At 74.7% G+C, this 23,864-nt stretch carries 20 protein-coding genes; 4 read left to right on the top strand and 16 right to left on the bottom strand.

The features are described from left to right. Positions 1–42 precede the first annotated feature (42 nt). From ACR80Q_RS15295 to ACR80Q_RS15225, 15 genes are all read right to left on the bottom strand, one after another. Entirely contained in the window at positions 43–2,184 is a 2,142-nt protein-coding gene (locus tag ACR80Q_RS15295) for a SpoIID/LytB domain-containing protein (RefSeq protein WP_435378503.1), read from the bottom strand. A gap of 110 nt (positions 2,185–2,294) precedes the next feature. Further along, positions 2,295–3,581, bottom strand: a complete 1,287-nt coding sequence (locus tag ACR80Q_RS15290) for a nucleotide sugar dehydrogenase (RefSeq protein ID WP_435378502.1) — start codon at positions 3,579–3,581, stop codon at positions 2,295–2,297. 42 nt (positions 3,582–3,623) lie between these two features. After that, the gene (locus ACR80Q_RS15285; protein ID WP_435378501.1) at positions 3,624–4,739 is read right to left on the bottom strand and encodes a glycosyltransferase family protein; all 1,116 of its coding nucleotides are present in this window, start codon (positions 4,737–4,739) and stop codon (positions 3,624–3,626) included. A gap of 59 nt (positions 4,740–4,798) precedes the next feature. Further along, the gene (locus ACR80Q_RS15280; RefSeq protein ID WP_435378500.1) at positions 4,799–5,620 is read right to left on the bottom strand and encodes an ABC transporter ATP-binding protein; all 822 of its coding nucleotides are present in this window, start codon (positions 5,618–5,620) and stop codon (positions 4,799–4,801) included. Next, a complete protein-coding gene (locus tag ACR80Q_RS15275) occupies positions 5,598–6,458 on the bottom strand; it encodes an ABC transporter permease (RefSeq protein WP_435378499.1) in 861 nt (286 codons plus the stop codon). The genes ACR80Q_RS15280 and ACR80Q_RS15275 overlap by 23 nt, the downstream gene beginning before the upstream one ends. Before the next feature lie 101 nt (positions 6,459–6,559). Further along, positions 6,560–7,174: a hypothetical protein gene (locus ACR80Q_RS15270; RefSeq protein WP_435378498.1), complete on the bottom strand. Its 615-nt coding sequence runs from the start codon at positions 7,172–7,174 to the stop codon at positions 6,560–6,562. Next, on the bottom strand, positions 7,171–8,466 hold the full coding sequence (locus ACR80Q_RS15265; RefSeq protein WP_435378531.1) for a glycosyltransferase: 1,296 nt from the start codon (positions 8,464–8,466) through the stop codon (positions 7,171–7,173). The genes ACR80Q_RS15270 and ACR80Q_RS15265 overlap by 4 nt, the downstream gene beginning before the upstream one ends. Positions 8,467–8,493: 27 nt before the next feature. Next, a complete protein-coding gene (locus ACR80Q_RS15260; RefSeq protein WP_435378497.1) occupies positions 8,494–9,819 on the bottom strand; it encodes a glycosyltransferase in 1,326 nt (441 codons plus the stop codon). Between the two features lie 53 nt (positions 9,820–9,872). After that, positions 9,873–11,141: a glycosyltransferase family 4 protein gene (locus ACR80Q_RS15255; protein WP_435378496.1), complete on the bottom strand. Its 1,269-nt coding sequence runs from the start codon at positions 11,139–11,141 to the stop codon at positions 9,873–9,875. Beyond that, positions 11,138–12,403, bottom strand: a complete 1,266-nt coding sequence (locus ACR80Q_RS15250; protein ID WP_435378495.1) for a glycosyltransferase — start codon at positions 12,401–12,403, stop codon at positions 11,138–11,140. Before ACR80Q_RS15250 ends, ACR80Q_RS15255 begins: the two co-directional genes overlap by 4 nt. 59 nt (positions 12,404–12,462) lie before the next feature. Continuing rightward, positions 12,463–13,452 carry a Gfo/Idh/MocA family oxidoreductase gene (locus ACR80Q_RS15245; RefSeq protein WP_435378494.1) on the bottom strand — a complete coding sequence of 330 codons (990 nt, stop codon included), beginning with the start codon at positions 13,450–13,452 and terminating at the stop codon, positions 12,463–12,465. After that, the gene (locus tag ACR80Q_RS15240) at positions 13,452–14,543 is read right to left on the bottom strand and encodes a DegT/DnrJ/EryC1/StrS family aminotransferase (protein ID WP_435378493.1); all 1,092 of its coding nucleotides are present in this window, start codon (positions 14,541–14,543) and stop codon (positions 13,452–13,454) included. Before ACR80Q_RS15240 ends, ACR80Q_RS15245 begins: the two co-directional genes overlap by 1 nt. Next, on the bottom strand, positions 14,540–15,133 hold the full coding sequence (locus ACR80Q_RS15235) for an acyltransferase (protein WP_435378492.1): 594 nt from the start codon (positions 15,131–15,133) through the stop codon (positions 14,540–14,542). Before ACR80Q_RS15235 ends, ACR80Q_RS15240 begins: the two co-directional genes overlap by 4 nt. A 150-nt stretch (positions 15,134–15,283) precedes the next feature. Next, positions 15,284–17,317 (bottom strand): vWA domain-containing protein, encoded by a 2,034-nt coding sequence (locus ACR80Q_RS15230; protein ID WP_435378491.1) that lies wholly within the window; start codon positions 17,315–17,317, stop codon positions 15,284–15,286. A 2-nt stretch (positions 17,318–17,319) separates the two neighbouring features. Further along, positions 17,320–18,783, bottom strand: a complete 1,464-nt coding sequence (locus ACR80Q_RS15225; protein WP_435378490.1) for a magnesium chelatase ATPase subunit I — start codon at positions 18,781–18,783, stop codon at positions 17,320–17,322. Between the two features lie 56 nt (positions 18,784–18,839). Between ACR80Q_RS15225 and ACR80Q_RS15220 the strand changes: the two genes are divergently transcribed. The 4 genes from ACR80Q_RS15220 (at position 18,840) to ACR80Q_RS15205 (ending at position 23,270) form a co-directional block, all read left to right on the top strand. Beyond that, positions 18,840–20,108, top strand: coding sequence for an AI-2E family transporter (locus tag ACR80Q_RS15220; RefSeq protein ID WP_435378489.1), 1,269 nt, complete (start codon positions 18,840–18,842; stop codon positions 20,106–20,108). Then, positions 20,105–21,325 (top strand): threonine ammonia-lyase, encoded by a 1,221-nt coding sequence (gene ilvA, locus ACR80Q_RS15215; protein WP_435378488.1) that lies wholly within the window; start codon positions 20,105–20,107, stop codon positions 21,323–21,325. Before ACR80Q_RS15220 ends, ilvA begins: the two co-directional genes overlap by 4 nt. An 83-nt stretch (positions 21,326–21,408) precedes the next feature. Beyond that, complete coding sequence (locus ACR80Q_RS15210; RefSeq protein WP_435378487.1) at positions 21,409–22,380, top strand: ATP-binding cassette domain-containing protein; 972 nt, start codon at positions 21,409–21,411, stop codon at positions 22,378–22,380. Next, a complete protein-coding gene (locus tag ACR80Q_RS15205; RefSeq protein ID WP_435378486.1) occupies positions 22,377–23,270 on the top strand; it encodes an ABC transporter permease in 894 nt (297 codons plus the stop codon). Before ACR80Q_RS15210 ends, ACR80Q_RS15205 begins: the two co-directional genes overlap by 4 nt. Positions 23,271–23,330: 60 nt before the next feature. Here ACR80Q_RS15205 and greA read toward each other — a convergent pair whose 3' ends face one another. Next, complete coding sequence (gene greA, locus ACR80Q_RS15200; RefSeq protein ID WP_435378485.1) at positions 23,331–23,828, bottom strand: transcription elongation factor GreA; 498 nt, start codon at positions 23,826–23,828, stop codon at positions 23,331–23,333. Between the last annotated feature and the right edge of the window lie 36 nt (positions 23,829–23,864).

Here is a 23,864-nt window from a genome sequence, read left to right as displayed (position 1 = left end):
ACCGCGAACATGCCCGTTCGGGGGAACGGTGCGGACGCTCCGTCACCCCACCAGACGCAGCAAGGACCAGCCCTGGCCGACCTGGGTCGCGGGGCCGAACCCCGGACCGCCGGTGCCGGGCAGCAGGAACAGCCGGCCCACGGTGTCCCGACGCAGCAGGTCCGGCCGGCCGTCGCCGTCGAAGTCGCCGGGCCCGAGCAGCGCCGTCGAGGCGTCCAGCGACGTGCCGAGCGGGCTGGTCGGGCCGAAACCACCGACACCGTTGCTGGTGTACAGCAGCGGGACGCCGGCGCGGCTGACCGCGACGAGGTCGGGGTCGCCGTCGTCGTCCACGTCGCCCACCGCGGTCAGCAGCGTCATCCCGCGCCAGCCGTTGCCGATCTGCTTGCCCCCGGCGAAGCCGCCCGTCCCGTTGCCGCGGTACAGCCACAGCGAGCCGTCGGCGGGGCGGCGCATGAGCAGGTCGACCGCGCCGTCGCCGTCCCAGTCGCCGGGACCGATCAGGGTGTCGGCCACGCCCCAGCCGACGCCGATGGTGCGCGCGCCGGCGAACCCGCCGCGGCCGTTGCCCCGGTACAGCCACAGGGCGCCCGTCGAGGGGTCACGGGCCACCACGTCGGCGGCCCCGTCGCCGTCCCAGTCGCCGGGACCGATCAGGGTGTCGGCCACGCCCCAGCCGACGCCGAGGGTGCGCGCGCCGGCGAACCCGCCGCGGCCGTTGCCCCGGTACAGCCACAGGGCGCCCGTCGAGGGGTCGCGGGCCACCACGTCGGCGGCCCCGTCGCCGTCCCAGTCGCCCACCTGCGTGACCAGGTCCCGGGCTCCCCAGCCGTTGCCGATCTGCTGGCTGCCGGTGAACCGGCCGTCGGGGCCGCCCCGGTAGGCCAGCAACAGCCCGGTCGAGGTGATGGCCAGCACGTCGGGGTACCCGTCCCCGGTGAAGTCCCGGGTGAACGCGGGGTCGCCCAGGACGGTGAACAGGGTGCTGCGCAGGCCGAAGGCGCTGCGGGCCTGCTCGCCGGTGATGGTCACGGCGCCCCGGGACCCCGCCAGCCTCATCTGCAGCACCCGCCCGCCGTACGGGCCGGCCCCGGTCCGCTGCGTGATGGTGACGGTGCGCAGGGACCCGATCGCGGGGTAGGTGTTCTGCACGGTCGTGACGGAGACGTTCTTCTGCCAGGCGTTGTCGTCCGGGGCCTGCAGGGCGTCGTAGGGGTCGGCCTTCGCGACCTGGTACGGCAGGCTGCTGGCCGTGGTCCAGCCGCCGTTGGAGGCGCTGAACTCGGTGAGGATGAGGGAGCCGCCGGAGGTGAGGACCGTGCCGGCGGTCGCAGCGATCGCCGTGTCGGTCCGCGGGTGCTGGTGCTGGCGCAGCAGGGTGCCGTCCGCGCGGTAGGTCGCCGAGCCGTTCCAGACCTGGCAGCTCACGGTGTCGCAGGCGTCGTAGCCCCGGCTGGCCGGGGCGGTCGCCCGCAGCCGGGCGGCGTAGGTCCGGGCCGCGACGGCCTGGGCGCGCAGTGCGTCGGTGTGCCAGCCCGCCGGCATCTCCGCGGGAACGACCCCGCGCAGGTAGGTCTCCATCGGCAGCACGGCCACGGTGCGCAGGACGGACGAGCCGTACGGGAGGGCGCGCAGCGCCCCGGGGATCTCCGCGCGGGTGCCGTCGGGCAGGACCAGGCGCAGGGGGCCCGCCGCGGACACCAGCTGCGGGTTCGCGCCCACGCCGCCGCTCACCGGGAAGGTGGACCAGGTCGACCCGTCGAGCCGCTGGAGGACCACCACGCCGGCGGAGCGCACCAGGCGCCAGGAGTCGTAGGCGCTGCCCGTGGGCAGCAGGACGGTGCGACCCCCCGACTGCAGCGACAGCCCGGAGCGCGGGTCGACCCGGACGTCGTTGTTGTCGTCCCGGCTCACCCAGATCCGGATGTCGGAGTTGCCCAGCACCGTGCGGGTGGTGCCCGGGTAGTAGAACGCCAGGATCTGCGGCCAGGCGAGCCCCTGGGACGCGGCGCCGAAGGCGCCCCACTGCGACATGCCACGACCGTGGCCGTAGCCCCGGCCGTCCAGCAGCAGCTGGCCCGACGCCGGGGCGGACACCGGTGGGTCGGCCTGGGCCGCGGTGGAGGGCAGGAACGCCAGCACGGCGGCCAGCAGGACAACGAGGACGGGACGTCGCTTCAGCATGATGCACCGGTATTCGGTCGACCTCGACCACGCCTTGAGGCATGACTGCGGACGACCGTACTCGCCGGACCGCCGTCGCGGGAGGGCCAAAGGTCCTGCCTTCGGCTGGGTCAGGCCCCGATGACCAGCCGGGTCACGCCGTCGAAGCGGGCCGGGTCGGTGGTGCGACGGCCGTCGAGGAGGGTGCGGACGCCGGGCAGGTCCTCGGCCCCGACCGTGCGGTACTCGGCGTGGTCGGCCTGGACGACGGCCGCGTCCACTGGCTCGCCCAGGTGGTAGGGCGCGAACCCCAGCCGCCCCAGCTCGTCGTCGGTGTACATCGGGTCGTGCACGAGCGGGACGGCGCCGAGCCCGCGCAGCGCGGCGACGGTGTCGAAGACGCCGGAGAACGCCGTCTCCTTGACCCCACCGCGGTAGGAGGCGCCCAGCACGGCGACCCGGGCCCCGGTCAGGTCGCCGTGGGCGTCGCGCAGGCGCTGCACGGCATAGGCCGGCATCGCGGCGTTGGCCGCGCGGGCGGTGCTGACGATGGTCGCGTCGGGGTCGTTGGACAGGTACAGCCGCGGGTAGACGGGGATGCAGTGCCCGCCGACGGCGATGCCGGGGTTGTGGATGTGGGAGTACGGCTGGGAGTTGCTGGCCTCGATCACCTGGTACACGTCGATGCCGTTGTCCGCCGCGAACCGGGCGAACTGGTTCGCCAGGCCGATGTTGACGTCGCGGTAGGTGGTCTCGGCGAGCTTGGCCATCTCGGCCGCCTCGGCGCTGCCCAGGTCCCAGACGCCGTTGGGGCGGACCAGGTCGGGGCGCTCGTCGAACTCCAGCACCGCCTCGTAGAGCGTGGTCGCGCGCTCCGCGCCGGCCGGGGACAGCCCACCGATCAGCTTGGGGTACTTGCGCAGGTCGGCGAAGACCCGACCGGTCAGCACCCGCTCGGGCGAGAACACCATGTGGAAGTCGGTGCCCTCGGTCAGGCCGGAGCCCTCCTCGAGGATGGGCTTGAGCCGGTTGCGGGTCGTGCCGACCGGCAGCGTCGTCTCGTAGGAGACCAGCGTCCCGGCGGTCAGGTGCTGCGCGATGGAGCGCGTGGCGCCGTCCATCAGCGAGAACTCCGGCGTCCCGTCGGAGTCCACGAACAGGGGCACCACGACGACGACCGCGTCGGCCCCGGGCACGGCGTCGCCGTAGTCGGTGGTCGCGCGGAGCCGGCCCTCGGACACGACGGCGGACAGCCGGACGTCGAGCTCGGCCTCGCCGGGGAACGGCTCCTGGCCCCCGTTGACCGTCGCGACGGTGGCGGAGTTGACGTCGACGCCGATGACCTCGTGCCCGCGGCTGGCGAACTGGACGGCCAGCGGGAGGCCGATCTTGCCGAGCGCGATGACGACGATCTTCACGTGGAACTCTCCTGGTCTCGCGGTGCGGGGACTGGTCGCAGACTATCGGTTCGGGTGGCGGCGCCCGGTACGCGCGAGCGCGTCCAGCGCCTCGGCGAGGACCCGGTACGGGGACGCCTCGCCCAGGATGGTGTCGCCCCAGGACGTCGCGGCCCGGCGGCGCGCGAGCAGCCGGGACGGCTCGGTCGACCAGCCCCGCAGCACCGCGGCGGCCTCCTCGGCGGTGGTGGCCAGCTCGCCGCCGCCGCTGCTGTCCAGCAGCGCCGCGACCCGGGGCAGGGGGGAGGCCAGGACCGCCAGGCCCGCCGCGGCGTACTCGTAGACCTTCGTGGGCACGGCGTCGGTGAAGGCCGGGGTCTGCTCCAGCAGGGCCACCCCCACCTGGGCCCGGGCGGCGACCTGCCAGGCCCGCTCCGGGGTGAGCCGGCCGTGCAGCCGGACCCGGCCGGCCACGTCGGGGGACCGCAGCCGCTCCTGCACCCAGGCCCGGTCCGGTGCCGACACCGGTCCGACCAGGTCGAGCTCCCAGCCCGGGGCGGCCGCGACGGCCTCGACCATGGTGAGCAGGCCCCGGGAGCGGCGGACGTCGCCCACGTAGACCGCGAGCACCCTCTCCTCCGCGGTCCGGCCCGCCTCCTCCGCGGTCGCGGCGGTCCGGGCCCGGCGCATCAGGTCCGCGTCGGGCATGTTGCGGACCACCAGACGTCGCCGGCACGCCGGCGCGGCCGGCGGGACGTGGTCGTCGGCGACCACGGTCAGGTCGGCGCGCGCGGCCACGGCCCCGGCCACCCGCACGAGCAGCCGGGCCACCAGCAGCGCCGGGCCCCGGGCCCAGGCCCGGTCCCGCAGCAGCGCCGCGTAGTCCTCGTGCACGTCCGCCACCAGCCGGCGCCGACGCAGCAGGGTGGCGAGCCGGCCGCCCAGCAGGCTGTCGGGGTCGGGGCAGAGCAGGACGTCACCGTCGGCCGTCCACGGCAGCCAGGCTGCGAGCAGGGCCCGGCCGACGGGGCCGCGACGCCGCCAGGTCCGGGCCGTGGTGCCGGCGGGGGCGTCGGCGACGTCACCCAGGCCCAGGACCTCGACCCGGAGCCCGACCTCGACGGCCGCGGCCACGACCCGGTGCAGCCGGGCGTCGGCCACGTCGTGCCCGCTGGTCACCACGGACAGCTGCGGGCGATCCGGCCCGGGCCGACCGCGGCCGGCGCGCCGGCCCAGCCTCAGAGGTCGTCCATGGTGAACGCGTCCGGCCCCACCTTGACGAAACGGGTGTAGGCGGTGATCACCTCGTCGGGGGTGCCCTCCATCATCAGGGTCCCCTTGTTGATCCAGATCGCCCGGTTGCAGAGCTCGCGGACGCTGGCCATGGAGTGGCTGACCAGGAAGATGGCGCGGGCCGAGGCCATCAGCTCCGTCATCTTCGCGGCGGCCTTGGCCTTGAAGTGCGCGTCACCGGTGGACAGCGCCTCGTCGATCAGCAGGATGTCCGGGTCCATGTGCACCGAGACCGCGAACGCGAGGCGGCTGTACATGCCGGAGGAGTAGACCCTCATCGGCAGGTCGATGAACTCGTCGAGCTCGGCGAACTCCGTGATCATCTCGGCGCGCTCGTTGACCTGCTTGCGCGACAGCCCGGCGGCCAGACCGCCCAGCATGACGTTCTCCCGACCGGACAGGTTGGCGTTGAACCCCACGCCCAGCGCGAGCAGGGCGCTGATCCGGCCCCGGACCTCGATCTGCCCCGTCGTGGGGGTGAGGACCCCCGCCAGCGTCCGCACCAGGGTGGACTTGCCGGCGCCGTTGGACCCGACGATCCCCATCGCGGTGCCGTTGGGCACGTCGAAGGAGATGTTGCGCAGAGCGTTGATCTCGTGGACCCGACGGGTCCGGCGGCCGAAGTTGCCGAGGGTGTCGCGCAGCGTGGGCCGGGCCTCGAACGTGGTCCGGTAGGTGACGGACACGTCCTTGACGCGGACGGCGAACGGCTCCGTGGCCCCGGTGACGGCGGGCGAGGTGGCGTCAGAGACGGACAGAGAAATCACGCTCCCGGGACATGAACATGGTGGAGCCGAGCAGGGCCGCGACGAGCGCCCACAGCAGGCCGAAGAGCCAGAACGCGGGCGGGGGCATCTCGGAGCGCACGACCAGGTCCGTCCAGCCGCCGATGATGCTGTAGAGCGGGTTGACCTGGGCGAAGCGGGCAGCGGTCTCGCCGAACCGCTCGGCCACGTCGCTCTCCAGCCACAGCACCGGTGACAGGTAGAGCCACAGCCGCGCGAAGTAGGGCAGGAAGCTGCTGGTGTCGCGGAAGTAGACCTGCAGGACCGCGAACAGCGAGGCCAGACCGGCGGCGAACACCACGGCGTAGGCCAGGAACACGACCGACAGGAGCATCCTGAAGGACCAGGGGCCGCCGGCGGCGATGTGGATCGGGAAGTAGACGACCAGGGCGGGCAGGAACCGGTAGAACGCGGTCCGCACGGCCGACAGCGGCATCAGCAGGCGCGGGAACGCCGTGGTGGAGACCAGCTTGCCGCTGCTGGTCACCGACGACGCGCCGGTCGTCATCGCGCTGGACACGAAGTAGAAGAGGAACAGCCCCGCGATGAGGTTGAGCAGGCGGTCGACCCCGCCGCTGCCGCTGATGATGACGATGAGGACGTAGTAGACCGCCGCCAGCAGCAGCGGGTTGAGGACCAGCCACAGCCGCCCGAAGAACGTCGTGCTGTTGGCGGCCCGCATGGTGGCCCGGCTCAGCTCGCTCGCGAACTGCCGCCGGCCCCACAGGTCCCGGAAGTACGGGCGCAGCGGGGGAAGCCCGGCGCGGTGCGGCTTGTAGACCTGCACCTCGTTGTCGGGGCCTCTCACGGCTGTGCTCATCCGGTGGCGCCTCTCGTCGTCTGCCTCAGGGGTGGTTGCTCCGGGTCCGAGTGCTCAGACAGACGGCCCGACCGCTCGCAGCGTACCCGTGACGGTCAGGCTCACAGGTCGCTGGCGTTGACCCGCACGTCGCCCGGCGAGCCGTCGGCCGCCGTGTCCACCTCGGGGTCGCCGGGGTCGGTGGCGTCGCCGTAGGCCGCGCGGTCCAAGGAGAACCCCACCTTGAGGTCCGGGTGCAGCCGGGCCAGGTGCCACCCCAGGGGGATGGCGTGGGAGTCGCCCACGACGACCTCGTCGAAGGACGCCACGTCCAGGCGGGGCAGGACGTCCCGGCGGGCCACGCGCCACAGCAGCCAGGGCCGCAGCACCCGGTAGCCCCGCATGAACACGCGTCGGTGGAAGGCCTGCGCCAGCCGGTCGTAGCGGGCCCGCACCGCGTCCACCGGCCCGGAGCGGCGGCCCAGCAGCCGCTGCAGCAGCCCCAGCAGGAAGCGCGGGGCGTGGATGACGAGCCGCTCCACGCGGAGCACGGGGTTGCGGGCCTCGCCCTGCTCCAGGGTGTGCACCTGGACCCGCTCGTCCAGGCCCTCGGCGTCCCAGGGCTCACGGGCACCGGTGATGAGCACCACGTCGACGCCGTGCTCGAGCAGGAAGTGGCTGTGCCGCTTGATGGCCGCGGCGCGGATGTGGGTCAGGGCCAGGAACAGGACCTTCATGGCTGGGGGACCTCCCGGGTCGCGGTGGCACCGGGTGTGCCGGTGTAGTGGGCCATCAGCTGCGTGGCGACCGCCTGCTGGCCGTACCGGGCGGCCATCACCTCGCGGGCGGCGGGCAGGTCGAGCGCCGGCAGCCGTCGGACCAGCTCGCGGTAGGCCCGGACCACCTCGACCGTGCCGCCCTCGACGGCCACGGTGGCGCCGGCCAGGTGCTCGACGCCGGCCAGCGTCTCCTCGGGGCCGCCGCTGCGGGTGACGAGGACGGGCAGCCCCGACGCCACGGCCTCCACGACCGTCATGCCGAAGGTCTCGTACGTGCTCAGGTGCACCAGCAGGTCGGAGTCGTGGAGCAGGTCGACGACCTGCTCGTGGGGGACGGGACCGGGCAGGTGGACCCGGTCGGCGAGCCCGAGCGCGGCGGCGCGGTCCCGCAGCTCCGGCAGCAGCCGGCCACCGCCGACCATGGTCAGCTCCAGGTCGGGGTCGTCCAGGGCGCACACGGCGAAGGACTCCAGCAGGCGGCGGACGCCCTTGTGCTCCAGCAGCCGCCCCAGGTACAGCCACCGGCGCAGCTCGGACACCGGTCGCGGGCGCATCGGGATGCGTTCGACCGCCACCGCGTTGGGCACCACGACGACCTTGGCCTCGTGCTGGGGGAACGCCGTGACCACCTTGCCGCGCAGCACCTCGCTGACGCAGAAGAACGTCGTGCAGCGGTCGATCACCTGCCCGTACATCGCCCGGGCGGCGGGCTGGGCGAGGATGCGGTCCAGGAACGTGGCGTGCTCGGTGACGAAGACGCGCGCGCCGGGGCGGGCCAGCTGCACGGCGACCCAGCCGCCGTAGGTGCCGACGTGGCCGTGGACGACGTCGGAGTCGATCCGCCCGCCCGGCAGCGCGGCCCGGACCGAGGCCTCGGTCGGAGTCGATCCGCCCGCCCGGCAGCGCGGCCCGGACCGAGGCCTCGGTCGGAGTCGATCCGCCCGCCCGGCAGCGCGGCCCGGACCGAGGCCTCGTGGGTGCGGGCGTGCTGGGCGTAGTCGCGGGAGGGCACCACGGGGGCCGGCACGCGCACCAGGTCGGCCTCGTGCACCCGGACGGGGGCGATCGGGACGCGGGCCCCGGGGCCGTCGACGAGGCGGTGGAACAGCGTGCGGACGAGGCCGGAGCCCACCCGGTCCGCCGGGGTGGGGTAGTCCTCGGAGTGGACGACCGTGACGTGGTCGAGCCGCGGGGCGACGGCCTCGACGGCGCTCTGCACGAACGACCCGGCGAACGGGTTGTTGACGCAGGGGTACCAGGGGGTGGTGACGGTGAGGTCAGGCACGGGTCAGCTCCCTCAGCCGCTCCTCGAACGGGGTGAAGACCGCCGAGCGGGTGTACCGGGCCGCGTGCTCGCGGGCACGGTCGAGGTCCGGCTGGGTCGTGCTGCGGGCCATCTCGGCCCCGGCGACGAGCGAGGCGGCCACGTCCTGCGCGGACAGCGACGGCGTGGGGACCCAGCGCGGGTGCCCCTGGAGGACGTCCACGGCCGCGATCTGCGGGTCGTGGACCGACACGATCGGCTTGCCGGTGGCCATGTACTCGAACACCTTCCCCGAGGTCACGTAGCGGGCGCCCGGCACCCAGAACAGGAGCACGTCCAGCGAGTCGTACACCGCGGCCACGTCGGCCTTGTCGGCCGGGCCGTCGTAGGAGACGCCGATGCCCTCCTCGGTGGGCATCCGGTCCAGCAGGACCGGGACGTGGCCGGGGAAGAAGCCGAGGTGGCCGTGGACGTGGAGCGTCGCCCCGGCCAGGGCGGGGTGCTCGCGGGCGATCCGCCAGCCCGCGAACAGCTCCTCGATCGGCATGGCGTCGGTCACGGTGCCCACGTACCCGAAGCGCAGCGGGCGCTCGGGCGGGGCGGTCGCGGGGGCGAGCCCGTCGAGGAACTCCGGCTCCCAGCCGTTGGGCACCACGGTCATGGCGTCCGCCGCGAACGGGTAGCGCTCGGCGTACCACTGCCGCATCCCGTCGTTGACGAACACGACCTCGGACGCCTCGCGCAGCACCCGCTCCTCCCAGGTCCAGGCGTCGTGGCCCGGCGGGTACTTGAGCTCCTCGGTGAACTGGTTGAACGTCCACGCGTCCCGGTAGTCGACGACGTAGGGGATCCGCAGCACCTTGTGCAGCACCCAGGCGGCCGCGAACGACGCGAACGGGTTGCCCGTCGCGACCACGACGTCGTAGCGACGACGACGGTGCTCGAGCAGGGCGCGGGCCACGACGCGGGGGATCCAGGAGGCGTAGTGCTCGGGGAACAAGCGCTCGGTCTGGAACCGGTGCAGGGCCGTGGCCAGCGCGGGGAAGGTTCCCCGGAACCGGCCGTAGGCGCGGATGTCGGTGGTCCACCGGTAGAAGCTCATCCCCGGGCGGACGACGCGGACGTCGGGGTGCACCGTCGCCTCGAGGGTGTCGTCGCAGGAGTCGATGTACTCGGTGAAGAACTTCCGCGGCGCCGTGTGGACGGTGACGTCCCAGCCCTGCTCGGCCAGGTGGTTGGCCGTGGCGCGGGCGCGGAAAACCCCGCTCGCGCGGGTGGGCGGGAAGTAGAACGCCAGGTACAGGACGCGTGGCCTGCGCCCGGAGGGTGTGGTGGACATCGGGCGCGACTGTACCGCCGGGCCGGTGGGCGCCCGGTCGGCCGCGGCCTGACTCAGGCGTCGGGACGGACCCGGGCGTAGACCGAGGCGAGCGTGCGCGCCTGGGCGGGCCAGGCGGTGGCCGCGACCGCGGGGCTGGCCGCGACCGCCGCCCGCAGCGCCGGGCCCCGCGCCAGCGCGTCGGTGACCGCCGCGGCCAGCCCCGCGGCGTCACCGGCCGGGAACACCGTGCCCAGGCCGTGGTCGGTGGTGAAGCGGGCCATCTCGCGGACGTCGCTCACCACCACCGGGAGGCCCGCGTGCAGGTACTCCAGGTACTTGGTGACCAGCGAGATCTCGTGGTTGGGCCGGTGCAGCAGGGGCACGACGCCCAGGTCGGCGCTGCGCAGGAACGCGGCGACCCGTTCGGGCTCGACGTAGGCCACGCGGTGCACCCGCGCCCCGGCGCCGGCGGCGGCGGCCCGGGCGAGCAGGGCGGTGGCGTCGCGGTCGTCCTCGGACGCCACCAGGGCCAGGTGCCACGGCGGGGAGGCGGCGACGGCGTCGACCAGGGTGGCCACCCCGCGCTGGGGGGCGCAGCCGCCCACGTAGACCAGCAGCGGGACGTCCGCGGCCACGCCGGCCGCCGCCCGGACCCCGCCCGGGTGGGGGTCCGGGCCCGGCGGGGGCGGCAGCGGGGAGTTGAGCACCACCGTGGGCCGCTGCGGCAGGCGGTGGTCCTCCTGCAGCTTCTGCGCCAGCGGCTCCGACACCGTGACGACGGCGTCGGCGAGGGCGACCATCTCGGCCTGCTCGCCGACGACCATGGCGGTCCGGGCCCGTCCCCGCAGCCCGCCGGCCCCGCGGGCCGCCGTGGCCGAGACGTCCTCGTGCGCGTCCAGGACCCAGGCGTTGCGGTGACCGGCGGCCGCGAGCACCGCGCTGCTGCGCCCGACCAGGGGCAGGGTGTGACGGTCGTGGGCGTGGACGACGTCGGGCCGGAACCCCTCCAGCTCCGGCGCCAGGGCCAGCTCCAGGTCCTGCACCCAGGGGTCCAGCAGCCGCCAGGCCCCGTGCGCCAGCCGGGGCCGACGACCGGGCAGGGCCCGGTCGCGCCCGCGCAGCCGGCGACGTCCCTCGAGGCTGCGGCTGGCACCCGTCGTGACCGGTACCCGGGTGACGGGCACCCCGGACAGCTCCAGGTGCTCCACCTGCCCGGTGCTGCTGCGGCCGAGGACCAGCACCTGCCAGCCGGCGTCGAGCCCGGCCAGCGCGCTGCGCACCACCCGGGAGTCGCCCTCGACCCCGTTGCCGACGACGACGGCCAGCCGACCGGGCCTCACGGCGCCGGGGCCGGCGCGTCGGGCCGGGACGCGGGCGGGCGCAACGACCGGTAGACCTGCAGCAGGGTCGACTCGTCGTGCTCCCAGGACAGCGCCCCGCGGGCCGTGGCGACGGCGGCGCGGAAGCGGTCGTGCCCGGCCAGGACGGTCCGCGCCGCCGTGGCCAGGGAGGTGGCGTCACCGGGGCGGTAGAGCGCCCCCAGCCCGTGCTCGGTGACGACGCGACGGATCTCGGGCAGGTCGGCGGCCACCACCGGGACCCCGGCCCGGACGGCGTGGAACAGCTTGTTGGGCAGGGCCAGCTCGTGGTTGCGGCAGCTGGCGTCCAGCGTGATCGCCGCGATGCCGTTCTCCCGGTACAGCGCGTCCAGCTCCTCGACCGGGCGGGCGGGCAGCTGCAGCACCCCGGGGCCGGTGGCGTCCGGGTGGCCGGGCTCGACCGGCCCCACCAGGAGCACGTCGCAGCCCTGCCCGGCGGCCGCGACCAGGGTCTCCAGGTCCCGTCCCCGCCCGATCCGGCCCGCGTAGACCAGCCGCGGGTGGTCCGGCGCCGGGGCCGGGGCGGCCGCCGCGCCGTCCGCACCGAGCGGGAACGTGTTGCGCACCACGACGACGTCGCGGACACCACGGCCGCGCAGCACGTCGGCGATGCCGTCGCTGACGGTCAGGACGGCGTCGGCCCGTCGGGCCCGCCGCATCTCCCGCCTGGTCGCGACGCGCTCGCGCACCGGCGCCGGTCGACCGGCCGGGGTGCGGTCGGACCACAGCTCGTGGGCGTCGTAGACCAGGGACGCGTGCCACCGTCGCGCCAGCGTCGTGGCCAGGGCCAGGGTGTTGCGGTCGTGGGCGTGGACGGCCACCGGGCCGGTGCGAGCACCGCGCCAGAGGTCGGCCACCAGCCGGGCCGCCGACCGGCGCCACCTCGCCTCGACGAGGGCCCGGTGCTCGGGCAGCAGCAGCCAGCGCGCGGCCGGGAACAGGCCCCGGCGTGCGGCCTGGCTCGCCGGGCGGACCTGGCCCGCCGGGCGGACCGGGCGGGCCGGGCGGGTGCTCGGCTCGCCCGGCGACAGCCCCCGCGACCGGCCGGCGTCGTGGACCTCGACGCCGGGCAGGACGTCCTCGGCGCCGTCCGGGACGCCCCGGCCGACCACGACGACGCGGTAGCCCGCCGCCGCCAGGCTCCGGGCCTCCCGGACGACCCGCGCGTCACCGACCACGGGTGACTGCACGAGCACGAGGACGGTCGGGCGCTCGACGGTCATCCGGTCGGCTGGGGGGACGGCACGCCCGCGAGGGTAGTGGACCCGTCCCCCCGGACGGCTCAGGTCAGGTCGACGACCCGGCCCTCGCGGGCCGCCGTGATGCAGGCCTCGGCGACCACGACGGTGCGCAGGCCCTGCTCCATGGTCACGACGTCGGAGTCCTTGCCCAGCACGGCGTCGCGGAACGCCTCGTTCTCGCGCAGCAGGGGCTCCCGCTTGGCGATGGCCGGACGCACCACGTCGCCCTCGCTGACGCCGCGGAACGACGCCACCGAGTCCCACTCGGTGGGGACGGTGCCGTTGGCGTAGAACGTCAGGTCGGACACCAGGGTGTCGGCGACGAACGCGCCCTTCTCGCCCGTCACGACGGTGACGCGCTCCTTGAACGGGGTGAGCCAGTTGACCAGGTGGTTGGTCACGACGTCGCCCTCGAGCATGCCGACCGCGGCCACCATGTCCTCGAAGTCGCGACCGCTGCGGTGGGCGGTGCGCGCGGACACGCTGGTGTACGACCGGCCGGTCACCCAGGCGGTGAGGTCGATGTCGTGCGTCGCCAGGTCCTTGACCACGCCGACGTCGTTGATGCGCGCCGGGAACGGGCCCTGGCGGCGGGTGACGACCTGGTACAGCTCGCCCAGGTCGCCGGCGGCGAGGCGGCGCTTGAGCTCCTGCAGCGCAGGGTTGAAGCGCTCGATGTGGCCGACGCAGCCGACCAGCCCGCGCGAGGAGAACGCCTCGGCGATGCGGGTGGCGCTCGCCTCGTCCGGGGCCAGGGGCTTCTCGACCATGACGTGGACGCCCGCCTCGGCCAGCGCCGTGGTGACCTCCTCGTGGAACACGGTCGGCACGGCCACCACGGCCATGTCGATCCCGGCGGCGATGAGGGCCTGGACGTCCGGCAGCAGCTCCAGGCTGCCGGCGGCGCCGTGGGGGTCGCCGCCCGGGTCGGCGACGGCGACCAGGTCGACGCCGTCCATCGTGCGCAGCACCCGGGCGTGGTTGCGGCCCATCATCCCCAGGCCGATGAGGCCGGCGCGGAGGTTCGCCATCAGGACCCCGCCGCCGCGACGGTGTTGACCGCGGTGACGATGCGGTGCAGGTCGTCCTGCGACAGCGACGGGTGCACCGGCAGCGACAGCGCCTCCAGGGCGGCCTGCTCCGTGCGGGGCAGGTCCAACGTCAGCTGGAACGACGGCAGCCGGTGGTTGGGGATCGGGTAGTAGACGCCCGTGCCGACGCCGTGCTCCTCGGCGAGGGCCTTGGCCATGCCGTCACGGTCCTCGGGGACCCGGATCGTGTACTGGTGGTAGACGTGCTCGGCGCCGGGGGCGACCGGGGGCACCACGACCCCGGACAGGTTCTCGTCGAGGAACGCGGCGTTCTCCTGGCGCTGCTTGGTCCAGCCGCCGACCTTGGACAGCTGCACCCGGCCGATCGCGGCGTGGACGTCGGTCATGCGGGCGTTGAAGCCGACGACCTCGTTCTCGTAGCGACGCTCCTGGCCCTGGTTGCGCAGCAGGCGCATCTGGCGGGCGATCTCGTCGGTGGCGCACGAGACCATGCCGCCCTCGCCGGAGGTCATGTTCTTGGTGGGGTAGAGGCTGAACATGGCGAAGCGGCCGAACGAGCCGACGTGCCGGCCCTGCCACATGGCGCCGTGCGCCTGGGCGGCGTCCTCGTACAGCTCGATGCCGTGCCGGGCGCAGATGTCCTCCAGCGCGGTCAGGTCGGCCGGGTGCCCGTACAGGTGCACGACCAGCACGCCCTTGGTGCGCGGGGTGATGGCGGCCTCGACCGCGGCCGGGTCCAGGCAGAACTGGTCCAGCTCGATGTCCGCGAAGACGGGGGTGGCGCCGGTGAGGGCGACGGAGTTGGCGGTCGCGGCGAACGTGAACGAGGGGACGATGACCTCGTCACCGGGGCCGACCCCGGCGGCCAGCAGCCCCAGGTGCAGCCCGGTGGTCCCGGCGCTGACCGCGACGCACGTCGTGCCGTCGACCAGCTGCTCGCTGAACTCCTGCTCGAACGCCGCCACCTCGGGGCCCTGGGCGAGCATGCCGCTGCGCAGGACCCGGTCGACCGCGTTGCGCTCGTCGTCGCCGATGATCGGCCGCGCCGCGGGGATCATGGTGCCGTTCATGAGATCTCCTCGAGGGTCTCGTCGTTCTCTCGGTAGGTGTCGCCCGATGACGGGCACACCCAGGTGCCGGGGGAGTCCCCCGGCGTCAGGGGCACGCCGGCCTTGCCGACCCAGGCGATGCGCCTGGCGGGCGAGCCGACGACCAGTGCGTGGTCCGGGACGTCGCGCACGACGGTGGCGCCCGCGCCCACGGTGGCCCAGCGGCCGATCGTCACGGGGGCGACGCAGACCGCACGGGCCCCCACGGAGGCCCCCTCCAGCAGGGTGACGCCGACCGGCTCCCAGTCGTGCGCGCTCTTGGGCGAGCCGTCGGGGTTCACCGCCCGGGGGTAGGTGTCGTTGGTGAGGACCACGGCGGGGCCGATGAAGACCCCGGCGGCCAGGCTCGCGGGCTCGTACACCAGGGCGTAGTTCTGGATCTTGCAGCCGTCGCCCACCTGCACCCCGGTCCCCACGTAGGCGCCGCGCCCGACGACGACGTCCCGGCCCAGCGTCGCCCCCTCACGGACCTGCGCGAGGTGCCACACCTTGGTGCCCTCGCCGAGGGTCGCGCTCTGCGCGACGTCCGCGCTGTCGGCCACCTGTGCCACTCGTGCCCGCCTTCCGTGCGACGAAGTCGTCTGTCCGTGGATGCTGTCGTGGCGTGCGGTTGCAGACGGTTCGTACCCGGTCACGCCGTCGCCACGCTACCAGCGCGGGGAGCGCCTCCCTCGGCCCGGAGGGTGCCACCCCCCGGGGCTTCAGCCCCGCCGGGCCCGCAGGTAGTCCGCCACGACCGCGCCGCCCAGGCGGTCGGGGTCGGCCGACAGCACCCGCCCGCCGTTGCGGCGGGCGATGGCGTCGACGAACCGGACCAGACCGGGGTCCTCGCCGAGCATGACCACGTCGATCCGCACCCTCATCCGGGTCAGCGCGTCGACCTCGCGGACCGTGGCGCGGATGGTCTCCGGCGCGGGCGGCCAGTCGAACACCGCCTCCACCTCCTGCGAGCCGTCGGGGCGGGTCCAGGTCTCCAGGTGGGCGGTCGGCTCGCCGTCGGTCACGACCAGCACGACGGGGGTCGCGTCGGGGTGCCGGCCCACGTGCTCCCGGGCCAGGGCCAGCGCGTGGGCCAGGTTGGTGCCCTGCACGTAGGCCGGCTCCACGTGCGCCAGCTCGGTCGTCGTCATCGTCCGGGCGTGCCGGTCGAAGCCGATCACCTGCAGCGAGTCGTGCGCGAACCGGGTGCTCACCAGGTGCCCCAGCGCCAGCGCGGTCCGTTTCATCGGGGCCCACCGGCCCTCGCTGACCATGGAGAACGACAGGTCGACGCACAGCGCGACCGCGGCCCGGCTGCGGTTCTCGGTCTCGACGACCGCCATGTCCTCGACCGCCAGCCGGACCGACCCGTCGCCGCCGGGCTGCCGGTCGGCGGCCGGCTCGGACGCGGTGCGGAGCACGGCGTTGGTGACGGTGCGGACCACGTCCAGGGCCTGCTCGTCGCCGAAGCGCCACTCCCGCCAGGCCCCCGTGGGCTCGCCGGACGTGCCGGCGCGCGGGTCGTCGTGCTCACCGCGGCCCCGCCCGGACAGCCGCTGCGCGATCGCCCGCAGCGCGCTCTGCCCCAGCCGGCGCATCGCCTTGGGGCTGAGCCGGGCGTCCTCGGCCGGGCCGGTCACCCAGCCCTGCTCGCGCAGCTGCCGCTCCAGCTCGCGCAGCGCGGCCACGTCCTCCCCGGCCGAACGGCCGAGCGCCCGCTCCACCTGCTCGACGTCCACGTCGTCCAGGGTGGCGCCCGGGTGCTCCTGGCCCAGGGAGTCCAGCAGGTCGTCCAGGTCGGCCAGCTCGCCCAGGGCTCCCGCCGCCTCGCCGAAGCCCAGCGGCTCGCTGCCGGTGAGCCCGCCGCGACCGGGTCCCGGGCGCATCGCGCCGGGCCGCAGCTGCTGCAGCCGGTCCCCGAGCCGCCCCATCGCCTCGCCCAGACCGGGGTCGCGTCCCATCGCGGCCTGCATCAGCGCCTGCAGCTCCGCCCGCTGGTCGGGGCTCATCGACTGCATCAGCCGTTGCGCCTCGGCCTGCCGTCGGGCCAGGGCGTCGATGAGCTCGTCGGTGTCGGCGGGCTCACCGGGCACCAGGTCGCCGTGGTCGGCCATGAACCGCTCGAACTGCTCGGTGGTGTCCTCGCCGCGGGCGTGCGCGTCGAGCAGCTCCTCCAGGTCGGCCATCATCTGCCGCAGCGCGGCGGCGGCCTCCGGGCCGGTCCCGTCCTGGGCCATCCGGCGCAGCGCGTCGGAGATGCCGTCGAACTGGTGGTCGAGGACGTCGTCCCGGAGCCCGTCCAGGACCTGCTGGAACGCCTGCGCGGCCTCGGCCGAGGTCCACGAGTAGTCCGCGAGCTCGGCCACCGCGCGGCTGGTGGAGCTCGGGAGCGACGCCAGCCTCGTCTCGTCGAAGCGGGCGTCGTCGTCCTGCCGCTGCGCCAGGGCGTCGCGCTCCAGCGCCAGGGCCTGGTCCAGCCGGGCCCGGGCGCGGGTGAGGGCGCCGTCGGCGTCACCGCGGCGGGCCACCTCGCGACGACGCCGGGCGGCCCGGGCCCGCAGCTCGTCCAGGCCCGGACGTCCGGCCGTGCCGTCGCGCAGGAGCCGACGCACCGCCTCGGCCGGGCTCTCGCCCTCGAGCACCCGCTCGCCGATCTCGTCGACCGCGGCCCGCACGTCGAACGGCGGGGCGAGCGGGTCCGCGCCCCCGCGCCAGACGCCGTAGCGGTAGCCCCGCCCGGGCCTGGGGTCGACCACGGCTACCCGTCCTCGCCGACCGCGCGGGGACGGGCGCGGGCGCTGAACCGCGTCCGGCCCGGCTCGACGGCGTCCTTGGCCAGGCGGCGGGTCAGGTGCAGGCCCTCCAGGACGAACTCGACGACGGCGGCCACCTCCGCGGGCAGCGGGGCGTCCTCCAGGCCCAGGCGGGAGCACACCGCACCGAGGCCCTCGACGGTGCCGATGCTGCTCAGCAGGTCCTGCACGGTGACGTCGTCGCCGACGTCGACGTGCCCGCCCTCGGCCACCCGGTCCAGGAACCCGGACAGGTCCGCCCCGCCGAGGCGGTCGCGCCAGGTCTCGGCGGTCGCGACGCGCAGCAGGTGGGCCAGCACCTCGTACTCGCGGCCCTCCTCGCCGGACTCGAACTCGACCTTGCCGCGCAGGGTGCCGACGCCGGACTCCAGGTCGGTGACCCGCGCCACCGCGGGACCGTCCTCGCCCAGCAGCGCAGCGCGGCGGTCGGCCGCGGCGGCCAGGGTCTCGGTGGCGGCGACGGCGAACCGGGCCGACACCCCGGAGCGGGCGTCCACCGACGGGGACTCCCGGACCGCGCGGGTCCAGCGGGCCAGCACCTCGACCAGGTGCGACGGCACCCGGGCCACCCCGTCGCGGCCGACGGCGGCCTCCTGGGTCACCAGGTCGACCTCCGCGGCCAGGTCGACCGGGTAGTGCGTGCGGACCTCGGCGCCGAACCGGTCCTTGAGCGGGGTGATGATGCGGCCCCGGTTGGTGTAGTCCTCGGGGTTGGCGCTGGCCACCAGCAGCACGTCCAGCGGCAGGCGCAGCGCGTAGCCGCGGATCTGCAGGTCGCGCTCCTCGAGCACGTTGAGCAGGCCCACCTGGATCCGTTCGGCCAGGTCGGGCAGCTCGTTCACGGCGAAGATGCCGCGGTTGGTGCGCGGCAGCAGGCCGAAGTGGATGGTCTCGGGGTCGCCGAGGGAGCGGCCCTCGGCCACCCGCACCGGGTCCACGTCGCCGATCAGGTCGCCGATGCTCGTGTCCGGGGTGGCGAGCTTCTCGTTGTAGCGCTCGCTGCGGTGCCGCCAGGCGACCGGCAGGTCGTCACCGAGGGCCGCGGCGCGGGCCCGGGTGACGGGCAGGAACGGGGCCAGCGGGTCCTCGAACAGCTCCGAACCGGCCGCGTGCGGGCTCCACTCGTCCAGCAGCTGCACCAGCGAGCGCAGCAGCCGGGTCTTGCCCTGACCGCGCTCGCCCAGCAGGACCATGTCGTGCCCGGCCAGCAGCGCCCGCTCGACCTCGGGCAGCACGGTGTCCTCGAAGCCGACCACGCCGTCGAAGCGGGGTGCTCCTTCGCGCAGCTGCCGGAGCAGGTTCTCCCGCAGCTCGGCCCGGACGTCGCGCGAGGTCCAGCCCGAGGCGAGGAGCCCACCGCGGGTGGTGGGGAGGTGGGTGGGGACTTCCGGCGTGACCGAGGCCGACATGCGGCCAGGGTAGGCACGTGTCCGCGCCGGACGCCCGTCGGGTGAAGGATGTGCCCATGCCGCCGCCGCCCGACGCCGCCGAGCCCGTCGCCGAGCACCCGGTGGGCCCCGCCGGGCCGCCCGTCCGGCACCCGGACGCGCGGCGCGACCGGAGGGTCCCGCCGCCGCCGGTGCAGGTCCCGCGCGCGCTGGAGATCGCCACGGCGTGGGCCTGGCGGCTGCTGGTGGTGAGCGCGGCGGTCTACCTGTTCGCGTTCCTGGTCCTGGGCCGGGTGCAGCTGGTCGCCGTCCCGCTGCTGCTGGCGGTCCTGGTCGCGGCCCTGCTGTCCCCGCTGTACCGCGGTCTGCTGCGGGCGCGCGTCCCGCGCTACCCGGCCGCCGGCGTCTCGGTGGTCGTCTTCGTGACCCTGGTCGTGGCGGCCATCACGGTGGTGTCCCAGCAGATCGCCAGCCAGATCGGCGACTTCGGCACGTCCGCCTCCGAGGGTCTCGACCAGATCCTCGCCTTCGTCGCGGACCTGCTGGGGGTCAGCCTGAACGACGTCCGCGACGCCATCACCGGGGCCGCCGCCGGGTTCGTGGAGCAGTCGGAGAGCCTGGCCACCGGCGCCGTGGTGGCCACCGGGACGGCCACCTCGGTCCTCACCGGGGCCCTGCTGACCGTGTTCGCGGTGTTCTTCTACCTGGCCGACGGCGAGCGGATCTGGACCTTCCTGGTGGGCCTGCTCCCCCGGGACGGGCGTCCCCGCGCCGACGTCGCCGGTCGCCGGTCCTGGGGCACGCTGTCCGGCTACGTCCGGGCGCTGCCGGTGGTGGCGCTGGTCGACGCACTGGGCATCGGGATCGGGGCGGCGGTGCTGGGCGTGCCCTTCGCGCTGCCCATCGCGGTCATCACCTTCATCGGGGCGTTCGTGCCGCTGGTCGGGGCCATCGTCACCGGGGCGCTCGCGGTGCTGGTCGCCCTGGTCAGCGAGGGCCTGGTGACCGCGCTGATCCTGCTGGCCGTGGTGTTCGCCGTGCAGCAGCTCGAGTCCTACGTGCTGCAGCCGCTGCTGCTGGGCCGGGCGGTCGAGCTGTACCCGCTGGCGGTGGTGGCGGCCATCACCACGGGCATCGTGCTGGCGGGGATCGTCGGCGGCATCCTCGCGGTGCCGCTGCTGGCCATGGTCGTCACGTTCGTCCGCTCGCTGGCCGCGCCGCACCACGTGCCCTACGACGACCCGGACGACAGCGTGCCGCCCGACGACCCGGGCGAGCCGCGGGTCCCCGGTCGGGCGCCGGGCGAGGACGTCCGCCCGAGCGCACCGGTGGAGCAGTACGAGTGAGCACCCCGTTGGACGACGACGACCTCGACGCGGCGCGGGCGGCGCTCAGCGGCACCGTCCGCCAGACCCCCGTGGTGCGCAACCGGGCGCTGTCGAACCTGCTCGGCGGCGAGGTGTGGCTCAAGTGCGAGAACCTCCAGCGCGCCGGGTCGTTCAAGATCCGTGGCGCCTACACCCGGATCGCCCGGCTCAGCGACGCCGAACGGGCCCGTGGCGTGGTGGCGGCCAGCGCGGGCAACCACGCGCAGGGCGTGGCGCTCGCGGCGTCGCTGCTGGGGGCGGAGGCGACCGTCTTCATGCCCGTCGGGGCGGCGCTGCCCAAGGTTGCGGCGACCAAGGCCTACGGCGCGAGGGTCCAGCACGTCGGGCGCAGCGTCGACGAGGCGCTGGTCGCGGCCCGGGAGCTCGCCGATCGCACCGGGGCGGTGCTGGTCCACCCGTTCGACCACGTCGACGTCGTCGCCGGGGCGGCCTCGCTGGGTGCGGAGGTCCTCGAGCAGGTGCCGCACGCCCGGACCGTCGTCGTCTGCACCGGCGGGGGAGGGCTGCTGGCCGGCGTGGCGCTGGCCGCGGCCCGGGCCCGCCGCGGCGGCCGGGAGGTCACGGTCGTGGGGGCGCAGGCCGCCCAGGCCGCCGCCTACCCCGCCTCGCTGGCCGCCGGGCACCCCGTGGCGCTGAGCCGGATGTCGACCATGGCCGACGGCATCGCGGTCGGCTGCCCGGGCGAGGTCCCGTTCGGCATCGTGGCCGAGCACGTCGACCGGGTCGTCACCGTCACCGAGGCCGACCTGTCCCGGGCGCTCGTGCTCATGCTGGAACGGGCCAAGCTCGTCGTGGAGCCGGCCGGCGCCGCGGCGGTCGCGGCCGTGATGGCCGACCCCGGGGCGTTCGAGCCGCCCGTGGTCGTGGTGCTGTCCGGCGGCAACGTGGACCCGCTGGTCCTGCACCGCGTGCTGCGTCACGGCCTGGTCGCCGCCGGGCGTTACCTGCTGCTGCGGGTGCAGATCGCCGACCGCCCCGGCGAGCTCGGGCACCTGCTGGAGGCCATCGGGCGCACCGACGCCAACCTCGTCGAGGTGGAGCACCGCCGCACCGAGGCCCGCCTGGACGTGGACGAGGTCGAGGTCGAGCTGCAGCTGGAGACCCGCGGCGGGGAGCACCGCGACGCGGTCCTGGCGGCGCTGCGCGAGGCGGGCTACGGGGTGCGGGTGGACTGAGGGCCCTGCCGTCACCGGGGGGCGTCTCGGCCGAACGCGAAATGGTTCGCCCGTTGTCGGTGCCCTCGGTCACCATCGAGCACGTGACGGACATCATCGTGGCCGAAGGGCTAGTCAAGACCTACGGGAAGAAGGTCCGGGCGCTCGACGGCCTGGACCTGCGCGTCGCCCAGGGCACCGTCCTGGGCCTGCTGGGACCCAACGGGGCCGGCAAGACCACCGCCGTCCGGGTGCTCACCACCCTGCTGCAGCCCACCGAGGGCCACGCGACGGTCGCCGGGCTCGACGTCGTCCGCGACGCCAAGGAGCTCCGGTCCCGGATCGGGGTGTCCGGTCAGTACGCCGCCGTGGACGAGAACCTGACCGGGTACGAGAACCTCGACATGGTCGGTCGGCTCTACCACCTGGGCCGGGCCCGCTCCCGGACCCGGGCGTGGGAGCTGCTCGAGCGCTTCGACCTGACGGACGCGGCCAAGCGACCGGTCGGGACCTACTCCGGCGGCATGCGCCGTCGGCTCGACCTGGCCGGGGCCCTGGTGGCCGAGCCCGAGGTGCTGTTCCTGGACGAGCCGACCACGGGCCTGGACCCCCGCAGCCGCCTCGGGATGTGGGACGTCATCGCCGAGCTGGTCGCGGGCGGCACCACGCTGCTGCTCACCACCCAGTACCTGGAGGAGGCCGACCGGCTCGCCGACCGGATCGCGGTGATCGACCACGGCCGGGTCATCGCCCAGGGCACGGCGGACGAGCTCAAGGAGCAGGTGGGCGGCGAACGGATCGAGGTCACGGTGGCCGAGACCTCGCAGCTGGCCCCGGCCCGGCAGGCCCTCGCCGGCCTGACCGGCAACGAGGTGGGCGTCGAGGAGCACACCCGCACCCTGACCGCCCCGGTCAGCGGCGGCGTCAGCATGCTCGTCGACGCGGTCCGGGCCCTGGACGCGGCCGGGGTGCAGGTCCTCGACGCCGGCATCCGGCGCCCCACCCTCGACGACGTCTTCCTCACCCTCACCGGCCACGGCGCCGAGGACGACCAGACCGCAGGAGCAGCCGCATGAGCACCACCGGGACCACCACCGCAGGCACCACCCCGCCCCGCCCGCGCGGCCCCCGCGAGCGGCCCGTCGTCACGACCGGCCCGTTCACGGCGCTGAACGACGGCTGGACCGTCGCCCGGCGCAACCTCATCAAGATCAAGCGGGTCCCCGACCTGCTGGTCGGCTCCATCGTCAGCCCGATCATGTTCATCCTGCTGTTCGCCTACGTGTTCGGGGGTGCGATCACGGTCGGCGACGGCCGGGTCGACCCGGCCGCCTACCGCGAGTACCTGATCGCGGGCATCTTCGCCCAGACGGTCATCTTCGGCGCCACCATCACTGGCGCCGGGATGGCCCAGGACGTGAAGACCGGCATCATCGACCGGTTCCGCTCCCTGCCCATGGCGCCGTCCGCGGTACTGGTCGGGCGCACCACCGCCGACGTCGTCAACAACGTCCTGACGATCATCATCATGTCCCTGACCAGCCTGATCATCGGCTGGCGGATCGACACCTCGGTGGTCGAGGCGCTGCTGGGCTACGTGCTGCTGCTGTTCTTCGCCTACTGCATCAGCTGGATCATGGCGTTCTTCGGCCTGCTGGTCCGCACGCCCGAGGTGTTCAACAACGTCACGTTCATCGTCATCTTCCCGCTGACGTTCATCGCGAACACGTTCGTGCCGCTGGAGAGCTTCCCCGCCCCGCTGCGGGTGTTCGCCAGCTGGAACCCGGTGTCCACCGTGACGCAGGCCTCCCGCGAGCTGTTCGGCAACATCCCGGAGGGCACACCGCCGCCCGAGGGCTGGGCGCTGGAGAACCCGGTGCTCTACACGGTCCTGTGGGGCATCGCCATCCTCGTGGTGTTCGTCCCGCTCACCGTCCGGCAGTACCAGCGCGCCGCCGCCCGCTGAGCCGACGACGACGGCCCCCCACCAGCAGGTGGGGGGCCGTCGTCGGACGGGCAGGTCCGCTCAGCCCGTGAAGGGCTCCGCCTTGAGGATCTTGACGGGGATCTCGCGGCCGTTGGGCGCGGTGAACTTGGTCTTGGTGCCGACCTTCTTGCCCAGCACGGCGCCGCCCAGCGGCGACTTCTCGCTGAAGACGTCCAGGTCGGTCGTGGCCGCCATCTCGCGGCTGCCCAGCAGGAACCGCTCCTCCGCGCCGCCGACCTCGGCGGTCACGACCATCCCGGAGTGGACCTTGCCGTCGACGACGACGTCACCGGCGGCCCCGATCTGCGCCTCCTCGAGCATCTGCTCGAGCTGGCGGATCCGGGCCTCCTGCTTGCCCTGCTCGTCCTTGGCCGCGTGGTAGCCGCCGTTCTCCTTGAGGTCGCCCTCCTCGCGCGCGGCCTCGATCTTGCGCGCCAGCTCCAGGCGGCCCTCGCCGGTCAGGTGGTCGAGCTCGGCCTTGAGCCGGTCGTAGGCCTCCTGGGTCAGCCAGGTCACGTTGGTGCTGGTGTCGGACATGCGGTGTCTCCTCGTCTCGCAGCGGTGGGCGGCCGC

It is taken from the genome of Aquipuribacter aurantiacus, assembly GCF_051216895.1.
GTDB lineage: Bacteria > Actinomycetota > Actinomycetes > Actinomycetales > JBBAYJ01 > Aquipuribacter.
The sequence above is the reverse complement of the archived record's forward strand: the minus strand, read 5'-3'. Positions and strand labels throughout refer to the sequence as shown.